Here is an 18,455-nt window from a genome sequence, read left to right as displayed (position 1 = left end):
AGTGATAGCTTGGGTTGGAGTACTAGTCATAATCATCTGCCGCCTGGCTGAAATTTTCCAGGGACGGAGCAACCAATACCGTTTCCCGTACATCGCCCGGCAGGCTTGCAATGCAATCGGCGAGTACCTTAGTCATATCCCCTCCAAAAGCACCGCCACCCTGCATGAAAAAGTCGAGTTCTTTTGCCTCTGCACCAAGAAGCTCACGAACAAATGCCTGTGTGGCCAGGCTTTCTCCAGGGTAGCGCATCATCAGGTAAGAGAAGGCAAAGGCCATGTTGATCATCGGCTGAACCGCCATCCGGGGCAGACCTTTGTCCAGGGCCAACTGGACGGCATAGATAATATCGACAACCGCGTGCCTGGTACTGAAACCGGCATCCCAGATATCGTCTCTTATACCTTTGCTGACTGCCACATCCCATTGTCGGGTACTGCCGGCACCTCCATTAAGAAACGAGAGATAATCACTCTGCTCATCACCACCGAATACACCTTTATTGAAATACTCTGCATGCAATACAGCACCTGTGCCTATACCTGTCAGGCCATTGAAGACTAGGTAGTGAGCAATCAGCTTGGTGATCGATCCGGCTGAAATTGAAGTGCCGAAGAAACGGGGATAACCCAGTCTCTCCAACACGGGCAACAAGCGGTCATAGAGTTGTTGATCACCACTTGCGAGAATCAACATACCCTTGGGATCGGCACCACCCAATTCTGCACCGAGAGGTCCACCAGTCAAAGGATAGTTTGCATAGTCCACGCCATGATCATGGCAATATTTCACCGCAGTCTCTGCAAACGAGGGACTTACTGTTGATAGGTGTAGAATAAAAGGCCATTGTTTACAACGTGCTTCTAGCAGTAGTGCCAGCCTTGCTATGATGCCAATGTCATCACCATTCTTCCCGGCACAAACAACAATACCATCGATGTTGCCATCTCCAACCAATTCATCGAAAGTACCAACCGGTTTTGCGCCATGAGCTTTCCAGGCATTTCGAAACCTGTCCCTGGTTTTACCTGGATTGCCTCGGTCATGAAAACGCACAACCTGGGCAGGGCCAACAGGCGTGAGATGAACAGCACCGGGTCCGGCCATCATTCCGAGACCACCTACATACACCAACTTGAGCATGATATTTTCAACCTCAGTTTATTTTGCGATAACAGTGATCATAGGCTGAAGTGCTGATTACTGCTAAGAAAAAATAGCCACGTGACCAACATCCCTGGCTATCTGATAAGCCAGATCAATTGCAATAGGCGATTGGGATTACTTGCCGATACAGAAGCTGGAGAAAATGCGTCCCAGTAAATCATCTGCCGTGAACTCACCGGTGATTTCCGATAGGGCATGCTGTGCCAAGCGCAAATCCTCCGCCATCAACTCACCGGAACCGGTATCTTCAAGTGCGGCCTTTCCCTTGAGCAGTTGCTGCTTGGCCCTTGCTAGTGCATCCAGGTGTCTGCGACGGGCAATGAACTCACCTTCCTGGCTGCCGTGGTAGCCCATACGTTGCTTGAGGTGATCTCTTAGCAGCTCCACCCCTTCTTCGGTTCGAGCCGAAAGGGCGATCTCGGTTTCTCCGTCGATATCGGTAAGTCCTGCAACTGAGCCGGTGACATCAATCTTGTTGCGTACCAGGGTGACGGGAATACCTTCGGGCAAGGTACTGCGATCCAAAGCATCGTGGCCGGGATCCGCCTGATCATCAAAGATCCAGAGCACCAGGTCCGCCTGCTCGATCTCCTGCCTGGCCCGGCGAATACCCTCCTGCTCAACCCGGTCGCTGCTTTCCCGCAGACCTGCGGTATCGACCAGGTGAAGCGGCATGCCGTCGATCTGGATTCTCTCCCGCAAAAGATCCCGCGTGGTACCGGGAATCTCCGTGACGATGGCCGACTCTCTTCCGGCCAGCGCATTGAGCAGGCTCGATTTGCCGGCGTTGGGGCGCCCCGCAATCACGAGTGTCATCCCATCGCGCAGCAGCCGTCCCACCTGGGCACTTTTTTCCACGCTCTCCAGGCTGTCCAGGATCTCCTGTAAGTCAGCACTTACTTTTCCTTCAGCGAGAAAGTCGATCTCCTCTTCCGGAAAATCGATAGCCGCCTCGACATACATCCGCAGATGGGTAACCTGTTCAACTAGGCCATGAATGCGGCGGGAGAACTCACCCTCCAGGGAACGCACAGCCAGGCGGGCCGCTGCAGCCGTGCCGCTTTCGATCAAGTCGGCAATAGCCTCTGCCTGGGCAAGATCAAGCTTGTCGTTCAGAAATGCGCGCTGGCTGAACTCTCCCGGATGGGCCAGGCGCGCGCCACATTCCAGTACCCGCTTAAGCAGAAGATCCATAACCACCGGACCGCCGTGGCCCTGAAACTCGAGCACCTCTTCACCGGTAAAGGAGTTGGGTGCTGAAAAATAGAGGACAACACCTTCATCCAGCGGCTCGCCTACTGCATCCCTGAATCGGGCAAAACTGGCAAGACGAGGATCAGGCAGTCTGCCGATGATCTGTTCGGCAATGGAGGGTACAAGTTTGCCCGAGATTCGGATGATACCGACCCCGCCCATACCGGGCGGGGTGGCAATTGCGGCGATGGTATCCTGCGTATTCACAGGACGTCCGCTAGTTTGCAGCGTTCTCTATCTGGCGCGTGATGTACCACTGTTGCGCGATGGAGAGAATGTTGTTGATCACCCAGTAGAGCACCAAGCCTGCCGGGAAGAAGGCAAAGAAGATGGTGAACACGAATGGCAGGCTCATCATGATCTTGGCCTGCATGGGATCAGGCGGCGCAGGGTTGAGCTTCTGCTGGACAAACATGGAGACACCCATGATGACAGGAAGCACGTAGTAGGGATCCTTGATCGACAGATCCTGAATCCAGAGGATGAACGGCGCCTGGCGCAACTCCACGCTCTCGAGCAGAACCCAGTAGAGGGCAATAAAGAAAGGAATCTGCAGAAGGATGGGCAGACAACCGCCAAGGGGATTGATCTTTTCCGTCTTGTAGAGATCCATCATGGCCTGGTTCAGGCGCTGCTTGTCATCACCGTAACGGTCTTTCAGGGCCTGGATACGCGGCGTCATCTTGCGCATGTTGGCCATGGAGCGGTAGCTGGTTTCAGAGAGTTTATAGAGGGCCAGTTTCAACAGCAGGGTGAAGATGATGATGGCCCAGCCCCAGTTGCCCACCACGCTGTGCAGCCAGTCAAGGCCGATGAACATCGGCTGGGCGATAATCGTGAGAAAACCATAGTCCACCGTCAGGTCCAGACCGGGAGCGATCTCCTCTAGCATATCCTGAACCTTGGGTCCTGCAACGAAGCCCGTTGTAAAGGTGTGGCTCTGGCCGGCAGCCAGGCTGACACCGGGGGTATAAGCACCCAGCAGGTAGCGGCCGTTAGGAAGCACGTTGCTGTAGTAGTGATCCTTTTGCTCAGCTGCAGGCACCCATGCTGCAACGAAGTAGTGCTGCAGCATGGCGAGCCAGCCACCCTGGATATCACGGTCCAACTTGGCGTCGGCCATATCATCAAAGGAGATTTTCTGGAATTTCTCCTCAGGGCTGTAAATGGCTCCACCGGTATAGGTGTAGAGGAATTGGGAGTCGCTGCTCTCTTCGACCACTTCACTTCGAATCAACTGGTGGTACTCACGACCCGCCCAGGCTTCGCTGGATCCGTTTTCAACGATATGCTGAACCTTGACCAGGTAATCGCCACGCTTGAAGTTGAAGCGCTTGGTCACCTTGATGCCCTTGTCGTTGCTCCAGACAAGATCGACCTGCAGTGTATCACTGCCGTCAGCCATGACGTAGGTGCTCTTTTCACTCTGGTAGACCGACTCGTGGGTCGGAGCGCTTGTCTTGTCAGATCCGATCAGGCCGGACTGGGCCATAAACAGGTTCGGCGTGGTAGGACGCAGCAGATGGAACTTCTCGTCCGGGGTATCAACCGATACCGGGTATTCATTCAGATAGGTACTGAGGACATTTCCGCCCTGGGTATCGATCTCGATATTGTACAGGTCAGTAATGACCTTGATGGTATTCCCACTGCCGCTTGGTGCGACACCGCCAACCGCAGGGACCGAGGCATCCGCCTGTGCAGTGACCCCTGTCGTCGCCGGAGCCGAAGGCATCTCACCACTGGACACTGCGGGTACGGGCTGGGTATCGCTCTGAGTTTGGGTCTGGGTAGAGACCGCTGCGCTCTCCTGAACCGATTTTGGACCATAGTCCTCGTTCCAGGCCTGCCATAACAGGAGGAGGATAAAAGCCAGGGAGAAAAACAGGATGAGGCGAAGATTGTCCATGGACTGTCTCAGGTCAGATGGTAAGGCTAAATTGGAGTAGTATCGCAAAAAATAAAGGCCGTATTATGACCTGAAATGGACTTTTTGCGGTAGAAGAGTGGAAGAAAAGATCTGGTCATCGTTTTTTATTGCGCTTAACCAGATTTGACCAATGCTTATCCAGGGAATCCCTGAGTGCGGATCTGTCACCAATCGGCAGGTTGCGCCGGGCCATCACGATGATATCCAATCCACCCAGCTGCGGTTGCCTAATTCGAAAGCTTTCCCTGATGAGCCTTTTTATAAGGTTACGGTCTACGGCGCGCCTGACGTTCTTTTTTGAAATCGCCAGCCCCAATCTTGGTCCTTCGAGATCGTTGCTCCTGTAGAAAACGGTAAAGCAATTATCTACCGATTTCCCGGGACGCTCAAAAACCCTGCTGAACTCGGCTGGCTTCAGCAGCCGGGATGATCGGGGAAAGCGCGCCTTAACCGCGGTCAAAAGCTGACGAATCAGGGGGTCAGGCGAGCACGGCCTTTAGCGCGACGGGCATTGATCACCTTGCGGCCATTACGGGTGGCCATGCGGGCACGGAAACCGTGGGTGCGGGCACGCTTCAGGTTGCTTGGCTGAAATGTTCTTTTCATGACTCTCTACCGATTAATAATCCAGGCTTCTTTTACCCTGTAAATAAAAGCCGTTGAAAAAAGGCGCATAGGGTACTTTGAGCGCCCGGTACCTGTCAATACGCCAAATGCATAAATACTCTCTCTAACTTTAGCCCTCTGTTGGATTTTTTAACGTGAGAGACTGAAAAACACCTGTGGATAAGTCTGATAAAGAGGGGTAGACTCTAGCATCTTATCGGGACCGATACCGTGCTTGGAAAGTTTCTGTTCCCGGTATATAAAAGAATTATATTCCCGAACTTTTTCGGGGCCTGTACGGCAGATCTTTTCCTGTCATCAGGCCCGTTGTACCGCTTCTACCTTTCGTAGGTATATATAAATAAGTATGAGAGCTTAAGCGTGGATCTTTGGAACAAGTGCGTCGATCGCCTTGAAGGAGAATTATCTCCACAACAGTTCAATACCTGGATCCGGCCTCTCCAGACCGTGGAAGAGGGTGGCTGCATTCGCCTCCTGGCCCCAAACCAGTTTGTGCTCAACTGGGTCAAAAATCACTATCTCAACCACATCAACACTTTTCTGACTGAACTTGCCAGTGGCAATCCGCCAAGCGTCATCCTGAAAATCGGAACCAAGGCAAAAGCCCAAAAAGAGAGTACCCCCGATAAACCCTCTCCTTCTCAGGCCGGAGATATAAAGTCTCCTTTGCCCAGGGTGCGGATAAAACAGGCTGAAGGGAAGATTCAAAGCAACCTGAACCGGGACTTCACCTTCGACACCTTCGTCGAGGGTAAATCCAACCAGCTGGCCCGGGCTGCATCGATGCAGATTGGTGAAAATCCTGGCACTGTCTACAATCCGTTGTTCATTTATGGCGGTGTTGGTCTCGGTAAAACCCATCTGATGCATGCGGTGGGTAATACCATTCTCGAAAAGAATCCTGATGCGAAGGTCGTTTACCTACACTCCGAAGGATTCGTTGCCGAGATGGTCAAGGCCCTGCAGCACAATACCATCGACGATTTCAAACGCCGTTACCGCTCGGTGAACGCGCTATTGATCGATGACGTCCAGTTTTTTGCCGGAAAAGAGCGCTCCCAGGAGGAGTTCTTCCATACTTTCAATGCACTGTTTGAGTCCCAGCAGCAGATCATTCTCTCCAGTGACCGCTTTCCAAAAGAGGTCACCGGACTGGAAGAGCGCTTGAAATCCCGTTTCGGCTGGGGACTCACCGTGGCCATCGAACCCCCGGACCTGGAGACCAGGGTGGCCATTCTCAAGAGCAAGGCGGATCAGCTGTTCGGCGTTGACCTGCCCAACGAGGTTGCCTTTTTCATCGGTAAACGTGTCCGTTCCAATATCCGTGAACTCGAAGGTGCACTGCGCCGCATTGTGGCTAATGCTGAATTTACCGGCAGACCCATTACCCAGGAGTTTGCCAAGGATGCACTACGTGACATGCTCGCCGCCCAGGACAAGCTGGTTACCATTGATAATATTCAGAAGACTGTTGCCGAGTACTTCAAGATCCGTACTTCAGACCTGTTGTCGGCAAAGCGAAGTCGAACCATAGCCAGGCCACGTCAGATTGCCATGACCCTTGCCAAGGAGCTGACAAGTCACAGCCTTCCTGAAATCGGCGAAGCATTCGGCGGCCGGGATCACACCACAGTACTTTACGCCACGAGGAAAGTAGCGGAACTGAAGGATAGCGATACCCGAATTGCAGAAGACTATGGAAACCTGTTAAGAACACTGACAAGCTAGTGTGGATAAACTGTGCATGTTTCGGCTATAAAAGAGGGGGCTGTACTTATCCACAAAGGATAAACAACAATATTCAAGATTATACCAAGGTTTCACACACTGAAAATAACACGTAACTAATTGAATGATAATGAAAAAATAAAGTTATCCAGTGTTTATTGGTGCCTTAATAACAACAGTAATTAATAAATAAACATATATATTATTAAGAGAGCTTCGATATGAAGATCACTACCGAAAGGGATATTTTGCTCAAACCACTCCAACAAGTTGGAGGTGTTGTAGAAAGAAGACAGATACTGCCAATTCTGGCCAATGTCTTGATCAATGCAAAAGATGGTCAACTGAATATCACTGCAACCGATCTCGAAGTCGAGATGAAAACCACCGCTTCGGTGGAATGTGAAAGTGAACTGGATTTTACCCTTCCGGCAAGAAAGCTGATCGATATCTGTCGAGCGCTACCGGAAAATGCAGAGATACAGTTGAGTATTGAAGGCGAAAGGGCAATCCTGCGTTCAGGTAAAAGCCGTTTCACCCTGGGTATTCTCCCCGCACAAGACTACCCGGCAATAGAACCCTCAGTCAGTAGCCAGCGATTTTCGCTTACACAAAAACTCCTGAAGCGTTTAATCGACAAAACGCAATTTGCCATGGCTCAACAGGATGTCAGGTACTACCTTAATGGCATGCTGCTCGAAATCAAAGAGGGAATGATCAGATCTGTTGCAACAGATGGTCACCGCCTGGCACTCAGTGAAGCGGCATGTGAACTCGAGAGTGGCGTGGATATCCAGGTTATTCTTCCAAGAAAGGCTGTGCTTGAACTGGGAAGATTGCTCGAGGATTCGGAAGATAGTGTTGAGGTGGATATCAGCAGTAATCATATTCGACTCAAGATGGGTGATACGAGTTTTACTTCAAAGCTCATTGATGGAAAATTTCCAGATTATCAACGCGTAATACCAAGCAATACCGATAAGCTGGTAACTACTGATAGAGATACACTCAAGCAGGCGCTCCAGAGAACGTCTATTCTTTCCAACGAAAAGTACCGCGGTATCAGGTTCCAATTCTCCAGCGGTATGCTTGAATTGGTCGCTCAAAATCCCGAGCAGGAAGAGGCAGAAGAGCAGCTGGAGATCAACTACGATGGAGATGAACTGGTAATCGGTTTCAACGTGGGTTACCTGATTGAAGTACTCAACGTTATCGATACTGATGAGGTTAAATTGCTGTTGAGCGATGCAAACAGCAGTTGCCTCATTCAGAATGCAGATACCGACGAAAGCCGCTACGTCGTTATGCCCATGCGGCTATAGTCATTCAATAGCGGGAGGGTTACATACCCTCCCGTATATTCCACACATTCATCATTTCTCTCAGACCTGAAAGATGACCATTTCATCACTCAGGATCTCGAATCTAAGAAATATCTCTGAAAGCGAACTAGATCCAGCTAAGAGCAACAATCTTATCTGGGGAAGTAACGGATCTGGCAAAACTTCCATACTCGAATCAATCTACCTTTTGGGACGCGGCAGGTCCTTCAGAAGCAGTAAAGCAGGACCCCTCATAAAAAAAAGCGAAGAATCGCTCAGCGTATTCTCACAGTACAACAAGCAGAATCAGCATTATCGAATAGGCATATCCAAGACAAATACTTCAACCGAAGTGAAGATAAATGAAGAAAATATAAACAAGCTCTCCAGCCTGGCATCGATTCTCCCACTCCATATCATTACGCCACAATCACACCAGATTCTGGAAAGAGAACCGGAATTCAGGAGAAGATTCATTGATTGGGGAGTGTTCCACGTGGAACATGATCACAATCAATTGTTAAGTCGTTTCATAAAAACACTGAACCAGAGAAATGCTGCATTAAGATCCGACACAGGCCAAGCAAGGATTTGGGATAGAGAGCTGATCAAAACCGGTGAACAGATAAATGCTCATCGATTTAAATATCTTCAATTATTGGAAGAAGCATTAAAAAACGAACTGGATCTATTTCTCCCGATATTCAAGTGCACATTCGATTGGCGACCAGGCTGGGATCGAGAAAAAGGTTTTGAACACGCTTTAAAGGAAACCTTTCAATCTGACTGTAAGCGAGGGTTCACTCAATCCGGACCGCAAAGGGCTGACCTGGTTATCCGCATTGATGGCCAAAAGGCAGCCGAAGTTGCGTCAAGAGGTCAACAAAAGTTACTCATTACCGCACTGAAAATTGCACAGATAAAAGTAACTAGCCAGATAAATGGTGAAGAACAGATACTCTTGTTGGATGACCTAGCAGCTGAACTCGACAGGGAAAACCTGGGAAAAACACTCAACAGAATTCAAGCGCTGTCAGTGCAGTCCTTCATAACGGCTACAGACGATATTCTGTTCAAGGATTTTGATATCGAAAGAGTGTTCCACGTGGAACATGGCCGAATTGATACAGGCTGATATGAGAAAGTGTAGTGAAATAGTGCCCAGTAGTGAATGCGCAACGTGTATAATATGGAGCTTGTTACCAGGAGCCACATATGAGCTACGACTCTTCAAACATTAAAGTTCTGAAAGGATTGGATGCTGTACGCAAGCGTCCCGGGATGTATATCGGTGATACGGATGATGGAACCGGACTCCATCACATGGTGTTTGAGGTTGTAGACAACTCTATCGATGAGGCACTTGCCGGCTACTGCAGTGAAATCAAGGTAACAATTCATCCTGATGAATCTGTCACTGTTTCCGATAATGGCCGTGGAATCCCGGTTGATATACATCCGGAAGAGGGGAGATCCGCAGCAGAGGTGATCCTTACGGTTCTCCACGCAGGTGGAAAATTTGATGACAACTCCTACAAGGTTTCCGGTGGTCTTCATGGTGTAGGCGTTTCAGTGGTCAATGCGCTCTCTGAAACCCTGAAGTTGGAGATCTCTAAAAACGGTAAGCGCTATACCCAGAGCTATGATCATGGCGAACCCATAGCTCCCTTGGAAGACGTTGGCGAGACCGAAGAGTCAGGTACATCGCTAACTTTCAAAGCCAGTGCCGATACCTTTACCAATATTGAGTACCACTATGACATCCTTGCGAAGCGTCTGCGTGAACTCTCGTTTCTGAACTCGGGCGTACGAATTGTTCTTCATGACGAGCGTACGGATAAAGAGGATATCTTTGAGTACGAAGGTGGCATTATGGCCTTCGTTCAGCATCTCAACAGGAAGAAGACACCACTGCACGAAACAGTATTCCATTTCACGGTGGAGAAAAATGACGTCACGGTAGAATTGGCCATGCAGTGGAATGAATCCTACCAGGAGAATATTTTCTGTTTTACCAACAATATTCCACAGCGTGATGGCGGAACCCACTTGGCTGGATTCCGGGCCGGTCTGACCCGAACCCTCAATCAGTATATTGAACAGGAAGGCCTTGGGAAAAAACAGAAGGTAAACACCTCAGGTGATGATGCGCGAGAAGGCCTGACCGCTGTACTGTCTGTGAAAGTTCCCGATCCGAAGTTTTCATCCCAGACAAAGGACAAACTGGTCTCGTCTGAAGTAAAAGGCATCGTTGAAGCGGTTATGGCAGAACGTCTCTCGGAATTCCTTTTAGAAAATCCGGCAGAGGGGAAAAATATTGCGGGTAAGATGATTGAGGCTGCCCGCGCCAGGGAAGCTGCCCGTAAAGCCCGCGAAATGACCCGCCGAAAAGGCGTACTGGATATTGCCGGCCTGCCCGGCAAACTGGCGGATTGCCAGGAGAAAGATCCGGCACTTTCTGAACTCTACCTGGTGGAGGGTGACTCTGCAGGTGGATCCGCGAAGCAGGGTAGGGATCGTCGCACCCAGGCGATACTTCCTTTGAAAGGAAAGATTCTCAATGTGGAGAAAGCGCGATTCGATAAGATGCTCTCTTCAGCGGAAGTGGGGACACTGATTACTGCACTGGGTTGTGGTATCGGCCGAGAGGAGTTCAATCCTGATAAGCTCCGTTATCATAGAATTATCATCATGACCGACGCGGATGTGGATGGTGCTCACATTCGAACCTTGCTTCTGACCTTTTTCTATCGCCAGATGCCGGAGCTGATTGAGCGCGGGCATATCTATATTGCGCAGCCACCGCTGTACAAGGTGAAGAAGGGTAAACAGGAGCAGTATCTGAAAGACGATGCCGATTTGACCCAATACCTCCTGCAGGCAGCATTGGATAATGCACAACTGCATGTCGACGAGGATTCACCTGCACTCGCAGATACCGCGCTTGAGACCCTGGCCAGGCAATACGAGAGCACGATGAATAGGGTGCGCCGGCTCTCCAGGCGATATGAGCATGACGTTTTGGAAAAAATCATCCACATGTCGATGGTGGATGAAGAGATGACGTCCAATGAAAATGCTTTCAATGCCTGGCTCGAGGAGCTTGGTGGCAGGGTCAATGCCGATCAGGGTCCCTCGAGTAAGTTTGTGCTGAGGCGTGTGGCTGGAGATGAGGAGTATGGTGATGCAATCCTGGTTTCCAGGATGGTTCACGGAATCAGTACCGACACCTATATCCCCATGAGTTTCTTCAACAGTTCCGACTATAAAAAGCTTGCGGAGCTGGGCACGCAACTGGAGGGTCTTATTGGCGAGGGCGCCTATATCAAGCGTGGAGAGCGGACCCGAGAAATCACCTCTTTTGGTCAGGTACTATCCTGGCTGCTCGAGGAAGCAAAACGCGGTCAGCATATTCAGCGCTACAAAGGATTGGGTGAGATGAATCCCGAGCAGCTCTGGGAGACGACAATGAATATGGAGAGTCGTCGGCTGCTTAAGGTAAGTATTGAGGATGCAGTGGGAGCTGACGAGATATTTACCACACTAATGGGCGATCAAGTGGAGCCAAGACGGGGCTTTATCGAGAAAAACGCCCTTGAAGTGGAAAATCTAGACGTTTAAGTGATTTTTCACCTACCCCGGCTCTTGGGGTAGGTCTCCTCTCTAGATTCCGAGTATCAATTCGGTTACCAATATACTCAGGGCGATCTTCCCGACAGTCTGCCACATGCTGTTCTGTCGATGATGTGCCTGGTTCAAGCCGTCAGTTTCGATTTCGAGATCCAGTTTGCTGATTACTTCAATATCCGGATGAATGAATACGGGCCGATGATTCAGTTGATCTGCCTGGATACTGGCAATCGCTTTTATGGGATGGGTTCTGTAAAGCCGGTTGTTGAGATCGAACAGGTTAAATCGGAGTTGTTCGTGACAATGCATAATGGCGGCGTCGACATCATCAAATCGGGCAGCATATATGATGCAGGGATCTGTCTTTATCGATTTTCCTGTAGATGGTTTCGACCCAGACTTTCCGACACGTATGAGACCGGGATGAGAATGGCTGATTTCAATAAACAGATTGATCGGAACTCCCCGGAGTTTGAGAATCCCCTGTACGAGACAGGACCGCGATGCCTAGTAAAACATTAGCAGCGTTTTAGCCCGATATGTTCGCTTTTCTTCGAATTGATAATAAACTGTTATGTAAGTAAGCGCTTACTATTAATTTTATGCTTGATTTCCCAGTGTACTGGGTAGTGTTGCCACTTTACCCTCGATCCAGTCCTCAACCATCTCGTTGATCTTTGAGGTGTTGAGACCTTCGGTTTCAATTGGCTCACCGATGACAACCTGTATGGTACCAGGATATTTCTTGATTCCCTGCCTGCGCCAGAAGACACCGGCGTTGTGGGCGATGGGTATGACAGGATAGCCTGATTTGGATGCGAGCATGGCACCACCGATTCCGTAGCGCTTGTAGTCACCCGGCGCTACACGGGTACCTTCAGGAAAGATCACGACAAGGCGCCCTTTTTTTAACCTGTCGACACCCTTTTCGATGATCTCCTTGGCAGCCTTGCGACCCGCTTTACGATTGATGGCAATGGGTTCAACAGCAGCCAGTGCCCAGCCGAAAACCGGTATCCACATGAGTTCACGTTTCAATACCCAGGCCTGTTCGGGTGGCAGCAACCCGCGCAGTGCGATGGTTTCCCAGGCAGACTGGTGCTTGGAGAGAACAATAGCGCTCTTTTCGGGAATATTTTCAATGCCGGTGATCTCGTATTTGAGACCACAAATCACACGCAACATGAACAGGTTCAACTTGCCCCAGAGGTTACTCAATCGCGAGCGCCAACTGAAGGGCATGAACCAGCCCAGTATGGCAATGGGCAGGCCGATAAGAATGATGCTCAGCACCAGGCCGATGAAGTAGATTATGGACCGGAGAAGTATCATGTGTCGTATCAATAGTACTAGTAAGAAATGGATTATCAGGTTAGTAAGTAATCACTATTACATGTCCCTGAATTCAGATACACGAATCCTTCCGTCCACCATCCTGGAATTACGCTGCATCAACTTTTCCATCTTTTCCCAGAAGGCCTTGTTGAGATCGAAATCCTGGGCAATGGCGGTTCCCATCACCAGGATCAAAAGATCGGCAACCTCCTCGGCCAGGGCTTCGCGGCTCTTGCCCTTGGTGACGCAGGAGGAGATCTCACCGAGTTCCTCGGTCATCAGGGCCACGCGGTAGTTCATCTCTTCGCCACCGTTCTCCTTGAAGCGATGCTTGGTGTGGAAAGCCTGAACGGCCTCCATCATGGATTCCCAGGAATCAGAAACAGAAGTCTGCTCGGACATGCTCATGACTGCAGGCGTGAGATATCGGCAACGCCGAGGAACAGACCGCTGAGCTGGTTGAGCAGGACGATCCGGTTGTTGCGAATGGCCTGGTCATCGGCCATTACCATCACTTCGTCGAAGAAACGGTCCACGGGCTCTTTCAGATCTGCCAGGGCAATCAGGGAACCCTCGTAGTCATACTGTTCGAGCATCGGATTGACCAGGTTGGCCATGGCGGTAACCTGGTCGTGAAGAGCACGTTCTTCATCTCCTTCAAATAGGGTGGGATCCACCTGGTCCGGGGTTTCGCCATCCACCTTCTTCAGTATGTTCCGAATACGCTTGTTGGCCGCGGCCAGGGATTCAGCTTGCGGCAGGTTTTCGAAGGCTACCACGGCGTTGATTCTGCGATCGAAATCGGCGGTGCTCTCTGGACGCACGGCGGCAACTGCCTCGAAAACATTCGCCGCGATGGCGCGTTCGTGATAGAGCCCTTTCAGGCGCTCGATCATGAAATCGTACACATCGGCTACCACGTCGGCTTCGCTGATCTTGTCACCCAACCCGTCGGCGGTTTGCTGGAGCAACTCACCCAGGTTAACGGGCAGCGCGTGCTCCTGCATGATACGCAACGCACCCAGTGCGGCACGGCGCAAGGCAAAGGGGTCCTTGTCGCCGGTGGGTTTCATGCCAATGCCAAAGATACCTACCAGGGTATCCAGGCGTTCAGCCAGGGAGATTGCGATGCCGGTCTTGGTCTGTGGCAACTGGTCTCCGGAGTAGCGGGGCATGTAGAACTCATCCATGGCCTGGCCGAGCTCTTCCGGTTCACCATCGCGGGCAGCCTGGTAGCGGCCCATGATGCCCTGCATGGCTGGAAACTCGTAGACCATTTCGGTCATCAGGTCGCAGCGGCTGAGCATGCCTGCCCGATGGGCTGTCGTTGTTTCGCCATCGATTTGACCGGCAATGTTGGATGCCAGGGCGGCGACCCGTTGGGATTTCTCGTACATGCTGCCCAGTTTCTGCTGGAAAACAACGCGTTTGAGTGACTCCTGGTGATCTTCCAACCGCTTCTTGCCGTCCTGGGTCCAGAAGAACATGGCATCGGAAAGACGGGGGCGAACCACCCGTTCGTTGCCCTCCTTGATCAGCTCCGGCTTGGGGCTATCGATGTTGGCAATGGTGATGAAGTGGTTCATCAGGCCACCGTTTGCATCGAACATCGGGAAGTACTTCTGGTTCAGCTTCATGGTGTAGACCAGTGCTTCGTGGGGTACTACCAGATATTTCTCCTCGAAGGCGCCTGCAATGGGTACCGGCCACTCGTTGAGGGCGGTCACTTCATCCAGCAGGTCATCGTCCATGTCGGCAGAGCCGCCCAGGGTCTCGGCGGTCTGCATCACATGATTTCTGATTTTCTCCCTGCGGACAGAGAAATCGGCAATCACGTAACCTTGCGCTTCCAGCTTGTCGGCATATTCGGCGGGTTTGCCGATCTGCAGCGAACCGGGATGATGGAAGCGGTGTCCGTAGGTCAGGTTGCCCGCTTCGGCATCGAGGATGGAGCAGGGAACCACCTGGTCTCCGTGGAGAAACAGTAACCAGTGAACAGGGCGTACAAACTGGGCCTCGGAGGCGCCCCAGCGCATGCGCTTCGGAATGGGGAGCTTGTTGAGGGCAGTTTCGGCAATGCCGGGGAGTAACTCGGCGGCAGGTTTACCGGTCTGGTGAACCTTGTAGGTAAGCCATCCACCCTTCTCGGTTTCAATACGCTGGAGCTGGTCGACGGTTGTACCACAGGAACGGGCAAACCCTTCGGCAGCCTTGGTGGCATTGCCGTCGGCATCGAATGCAGCCTTCACCGCGGGCCCGCGTCGTTCAACATCTTTGTCCGGCTGGCCTGTGGCACAGTCGGTAATCAGGATGCCAAGGCGCCGAGGCGCGGCAAAGCTCTTTACTTCACCGTAGGCAATGTCGGCACTCTCGAGCCCGGCAACGAATTCACGGGTCAGGGCGTCGGAGAGGCGCTTCAGGGCAACCGGTGGCAGCTCTTCGGTACCGAGTTCGAACAGCAGGTCGGCACGATCAGCCATTGGCCACCTCCTTGGATTCAGTCAGCATGGGGAAGCCCAGTTCTTCACGGGCATCGTAGTAGGCCTGGGCCACGGCACGGGCCAGGGAGCGTACCCGCAGGATATAGCGCTGGCGCTCGGTGACCGAAATGGCATGGCGGGCGTCAAGCAGGTTGAATGCATGGGAGGATTTCAGCACCTGTTCGTAGGCGGGCAGAGGCAGGCCCAGCTCTATCAGCTTGTTGGACTTCTTCTCGCACTGGTCGAAAAGGCCGAACAGAAAATCCACGTCGGCATGCTCGAAGTTGTAGGCCGACTGCTCCACCTCGTTCTGGTGGAACACGTCGCCATAGGTCACAGGTCCCTGGGGACCGTTGGTCCAGACCAGGTCGAATACGCTCTCGACACCCTGGATGTACATGGCCAGGCGCTCGAGGCCGTAGGTGATCTCACCGGTGACGGGCCGGCAGTCGAGACCGCCCACCTGCTGGAAGTAGGTGAACTGTGTCACCTCCATACCGTTGAGCCAGACTTCCCAGCCCAGTCCCCATGCACCGAGGGTGGGTGACTCCCAGTTGTCTTCCACGAACCGGATGTCGTGTACCTTGGGGTCGATGCCCATCATCTCCAGTGATCCCAGGTAGAGATCCTGGATGTTTTTTGGTGAGGGCTTGAGCGCAACCTGGTACTGGTAGTAGTGCTGCAGCCGGTTGGGATTCTCGCCGTAGCGACCGTCTGTTGGACGGCGGGAGGGCTGTACATAGGCGGCGTTCCAGGGTTCCGGCCCGATGGAACGGAGGAAGGTGGCCGTGTGGAAGGTCCCCGCACCCATCTCCATGTCGTAAGGCTGAAGAATCACACAGCCCTGGTCGGCCCAGTACTGTTCGAGGGCGAAAATCAGGCCCTGGAATGTGGAAACATCCGGGCTGCTGCTAGTTGTCGTACTCAAGGTTAAGACCCTATCTCTTAAAGAGAAAAATAATCCTGCCATTATATCGTTTGCGGGGCGGTTTTGGCTAACGCTCATCGGTCTCTGCCGGCCTGTGGTCCCAGTATCTACGGGAGAAATGGCATCTTCCGTGGAGAGATGAACAGCATGGCTCCCGGTGGGCTGGGTCTGCTCAACCAAATCGTTGGCAATGACAATGCGGGAAGCGGGTATCGATATTCTGCACTCGGGTAATGATGTTGCTGTAATTGCAGTGTTTTTTTACTCACCCAGAGTGCTTGGCGTATAATCGCCGGATTGAAAACCTGCCAGATCCTGTTTTTTTCATGATGACTGAACAACGTAAGGCCGTGGCGTTGATTTCCGGCGGCCTGGACTCGCTTTTGGCAGCGAAAGTGGTCCAGGAGCAGGGCATCCATGTCGAAGGCATCAATTTTTTCACCGGTTTCTGTGTCGAAGGGCATACCCATGCCATCCGCAAGAAGGACCGTAACAAGCCAAAGCGCAACAACGCGCTGTGGGTAGCTGAACAGCTGGGAATCAAGCTCCACATCGTCGATATCGTGGAGGAGTACAAGGATATTGTCTTCAACCCGAAGCACGGTTATGGCGCCAACCTCAACCCCTGTCTCGACTGCAAGATCTTCATGGTGAAAAAGGCCCAGGAGTGGATCGAGAAGAACGGTTTTGATTTCATCATCACCGGCGAGGTGATGGGCCAGCGCCCCATGTCCCAGCGCAAGGACACCATGCCGGTAGTGGCCAGGGACTCGGGGGCGGACGATCTATTGCTGCGCCCTCTCTGTGCCAAGAACCTCCCGGAGACCAAGCCGGAACGAGAAGGCTGGGTGGACCGTGAAAAACTCTACGACTTCAGTGGCCGTACCCGCAAGCCCCAGATGGCCCTGGCCCAGGCGTTTGGCATCGAGGATTACGCCCAACCGGCAGGGGGGTGCTGTTTCCTGACCGATGCACAGTATTCAAAGAAACTGGCGGACCTGTGGCAGGCCCGTGGTCACAAGACCTACGAGATGGATGACATCATGCTGCTCAAGGTGGGTCGCCACCTGAGACCCAGGCCAAACTTCAAGGTGATCATCTCCCGGGAAGAGGGTGAGGGAAATTTTCTCCAGGGTTACAAGAAACACTTCATCAGCCTCAAGACCACCAGCCACCCGGGGCCCTTGGCACTGATCGACGGTGAGGTAACGGATGATGATCTTGAACTGGCAGCCCGACTAGTGGCCCGCTACAGCCAGGGCAAGACAGCGGAATCGGTGGATCTTGAACTGACTGATCTCGACGGCAACAGACGCGAGCTTTCGGTCAAACCCATGCCGCCCTACGAGATTCCCGAGGAGTGGGTGCTTTGAGCAGGGAAACCCTCGATGCGCGCAGGTTGCTCTGTCCGATGCCGGTGATCCGCGCCCAGGACAGGGTGAATGAGTTGCAGCCCGGGACCATTCTTGAAGTTGTGTGCACGGATCCGGGTGCCTTGAACGATATACCCGCCTGGTGCAGGATCAATGGACACAAGGTATTGGAAACCCGTTCCGAGGATGATGGATACATTGTGGTCATCCAGGTCTGTTCTAAATAAGTACATCTGGTTGCATCCGCATTATTTAAACTACGAATGTATCTCGACGAATAAAGCAGATTAAACATCTAGTAATTCTCAGTTATGGAGCGTCGGGTACAAACGCAGTTGTCGATCAATTGCTCAATAACAAGCATATCTATGTCCAGCATAATAAGGAACCACTGAACGTAAAAAGTATTAAGGGAAACAATGCAAGGATATTGGATGATACTCACTGGTATGATGAGCACATATCAAAAATGATTGAAGCTGCTGAAAAGGCAGATCAAAAATTATCAATACATATTAAACCCATACATTTGAACAACATTAATGTAAGCATAGAAGAGGCTGTAGATATTCTAAGGCAACTCTGATTAATTTCGAAAATCGTATACCATCGACCTATTGATCTCCACTCCCAGGAAAACGATGAGACAGCAAAGCCTAGTGGGTCACGCGTAAAGTTAACAA

At 51.7% G+C, this 18,455-nt stretch carries 16 protein-coding genes; 6 read left to right on the top strand and 10 right to left on the bottom strand.

The window, feature by feature from the left end:
* Positions 1-22: 22 nt before the first annotated feature.
* From BOW53_RS01745 to rpmH, 5 genes are all read right to left on the bottom strand, one after another.
* Complete coding sequence (locus BOW53_RS01745) at positions 23-1,141, bottom strand: NAD(P)-binding domain-containing protein (RefSeq protein WP_078485805.1); 1,119 nt, start codon at positions 1,139-1,141, stop codon at positions 23-25.
* A 138-nt stretch (positions 1,142-1,279) separates the two neighbouring features.
* Positions 1,280-2,626 (bottom strand): tRNA uridine-5-carboxymethylaminomethyl(34) synthesis GTPase MnmE, encoded by a 1,347-nt coding sequence (gene mnmE, locus BOW53_RS01740; RefSeq protein ID WP_078485804.1) that lies wholly within the window; start codon positions 2,624-2,626, stop codon positions 1,280-1,282.
* A gap of 10 nt (positions 2,627-2,636) precedes the next feature.
* Positions 2,637-4,328: a membrane protein insertase YidC gene (yidC, locus tag BOW53_RS01735; protein ID WP_078485803.1), complete on the bottom strand. Its 1,692-nt coding sequence runs from the start codon at positions 4,326-4,328 to the stop codon at positions 2,637-2,639.
* Positions 4,329-4,443: 115 nt separating this feature from the next.
* Positions 4,444-4,809, bottom strand: a complete 366-nt coding sequence (rnpA, locus tag BOW53_RS01730) for a ribonuclease P protein component (RefSeq protein WP_078485802.1) — start codon at positions 4,807-4,809, stop codon at positions 4,444-4,446.
* An 11-nt stretch (positions 4,810-4,820) separates the two neighbouring features.
* Positions 4,821-4,955 carry a 50S ribosomal protein L34 gene (rpmH, locus tag BOW53_RS01725; protein ID WP_078485801.1) on the bottom strand — a complete coding sequence of 45 codons (135 nt, stop codon included), beginning with the start codon at positions 4,953-4,955 and terminating at the stop codon, positions 4,821-4,823.
* Positions 4,956-5,336: 381 nt separating this feature from the next.
* Here rpmH and dnaA point away from each other — a divergent pair, with 381 nt between their 5' ends.
* The 4 genes from dnaA (at position 5,337) to gyrB (ending at position 11,647) form a co-directional block, all read left to right on the top strand.
* Complete coding sequence (gene dnaA / locus BOW53_RS01720; protein ID WP_078485800.1) at positions 5,337-6,704, top strand: chromosomal replication initiator protein DnaA; 1,368 nt, start codon at positions 5,337-5,339, stop codon at positions 6,702-6,704.
* A gap of 221 nt (positions 6,705-6,925) precedes the next feature.
* Positions 6,926-8,026: a DNA polymerase III subunit beta gene (gene dnaN / locus BOW53_RS01715; RefSeq protein ID WP_078485799.1), complete on the top strand. Its 1,101-nt coding sequence runs from the start codon at positions 6,926-6,928 to the stop codon at positions 8,024-8,026.
* A 73-nt stretch (positions 8,027-8,099) separates the two neighbouring features.
* A complete protein-coding gene (gene recF, locus BOW53_RS01710; protein ID WP_078485798.1) occupies positions 8,100-9,161 on the top strand; it encodes a DNA replication/repair protein RecF in 1,062 nt (353 codons plus the stop codon).
* An 80-nt stretch (positions 9,162-9,241) separates the two neighbouring features.
* The gene (gene gyrB, locus BOW53_RS01705; RefSeq protein ID WP_078485797.1) at positions 9,242-11,647 is read left to right on the top strand and encodes a DNA topoisomerase (ATP-hydrolyzing) subunit B; all 2,406 of its coding nucleotides are present in this window, start codon (positions 9,242-9,244) and stop codon (positions 11,645-11,647) included.
* Positions 11,648-11,689: 42 nt separating this feature from the next.
* Here gyrB and BOW53_RS01700 read toward each other — a convergent pair whose 3' ends face one another.
* The 5 genes from BOW53_RS01700 to glyQ all read right to left on the bottom strand — a co-directional run bounded on the left by BOW53_RS01700 (position 11,690) and on the right by glyQ (position 16,399).
* Positions 11,690-11,965 (bottom strand): hypothetical protein, encoded by a 276-nt coding sequence (locus BOW53_RS01700; RefSeq protein ID WP_135606955.1) that lies wholly within the window; start codon positions 11,963-11,965, stop codon positions 11,690-11,692.
* A gap of 291 nt (positions 11,966-12,256) precedes the next feature.
* On the bottom strand, positions 12,257-12,988 hold the full coding sequence (locus BOW53_RS01695; protein WP_078485795.1) for a lysophospholipid acyltransferase family protein: 732 nt from the start codon (positions 12,986-12,988) through the stop codon (positions 12,257-12,259).
* Between the two features lie 57 nt (positions 12,989-13,045).
* A complete protein-coding gene (locus BOW53_RS01690; protein ID WP_078485794.1) occupies positions 13,046-13,393 on the bottom strand; it encodes a nucleoside triphosphate pyrophosphohydrolase family protein in 348 nt (115 codons plus the stop codon).
* A 2-nt stretch (positions 13,394-13,395) separates the two neighbouring features.
* Entirely contained in the window at positions 13,396-15,471 is a 2,076-nt protein-coding gene (gene glyS / locus BOW53_RS01685; RefSeq protein ID WP_078485793.1) for a glycine--tRNA ligase subunit beta, read from the bottom strand.
* Positions 15,464-16,399 (bottom strand): glycine--tRNA ligase subunit alpha, encoded by a 936-nt coding sequence (gene glyQ / locus BOW53_RS01680; protein WP_078485792.1) that lies wholly within the window; start codon positions 16,397-16,399, stop codon positions 15,464-15,466. The genes glyS and glyQ overlap by 8 nt, the downstream gene beginning before the upstream one ends.
* Before the next feature lie 329 nt (positions 16,400-16,728).
* On the opposite strand from glyQ, the gene BOW53_RS01675 reads away from it, so the two are divergent.
* Both BOW53_RS01675 and BOW53_RS01670 read left to right on the top strand, forming a co-directional pair.
* On the top strand, positions 16,729-17,772 hold the full coding sequence (locus tag BOW53_RS01675) for a tRNA (5-methylaminomethyl-2-thiouridylate)-methyltransferase (protein WP_078485836.1): 1,044 nt from the start codon (positions 16,729-16,731) through the stop codon (positions 17,770-17,772).
* A complete protein-coding gene (locus tag BOW53_RS01670; protein ID WP_078485791.1) occupies positions 17,769-17,999 on the top strand; it encodes a sulfurtransferase TusA family protein in 231 nt (76 codons plus the stop codon). Before BOW53_RS01675 ends, BOW53_RS01670 begins: the two co-directional genes overlap by 4 nt.
* Positions 18,000-18,455: the final 456 nt, after the last annotated feature.

Source organism: Solemya velesiana gill symbiont, assembly GCF_002020805.1.
In the GTDB taxonomy this organism is placed as follows: Bacteria; Pseudomonadota; Gammaproteobacteria; order Chromatiales; family Chromatiaceae; genus Sedimenticola_A.
The sequence above is the reverse complement of the archived record's forward strand: the minus strand, read 5'-3'. Positions and strand labels throughout refer to the sequence as shown.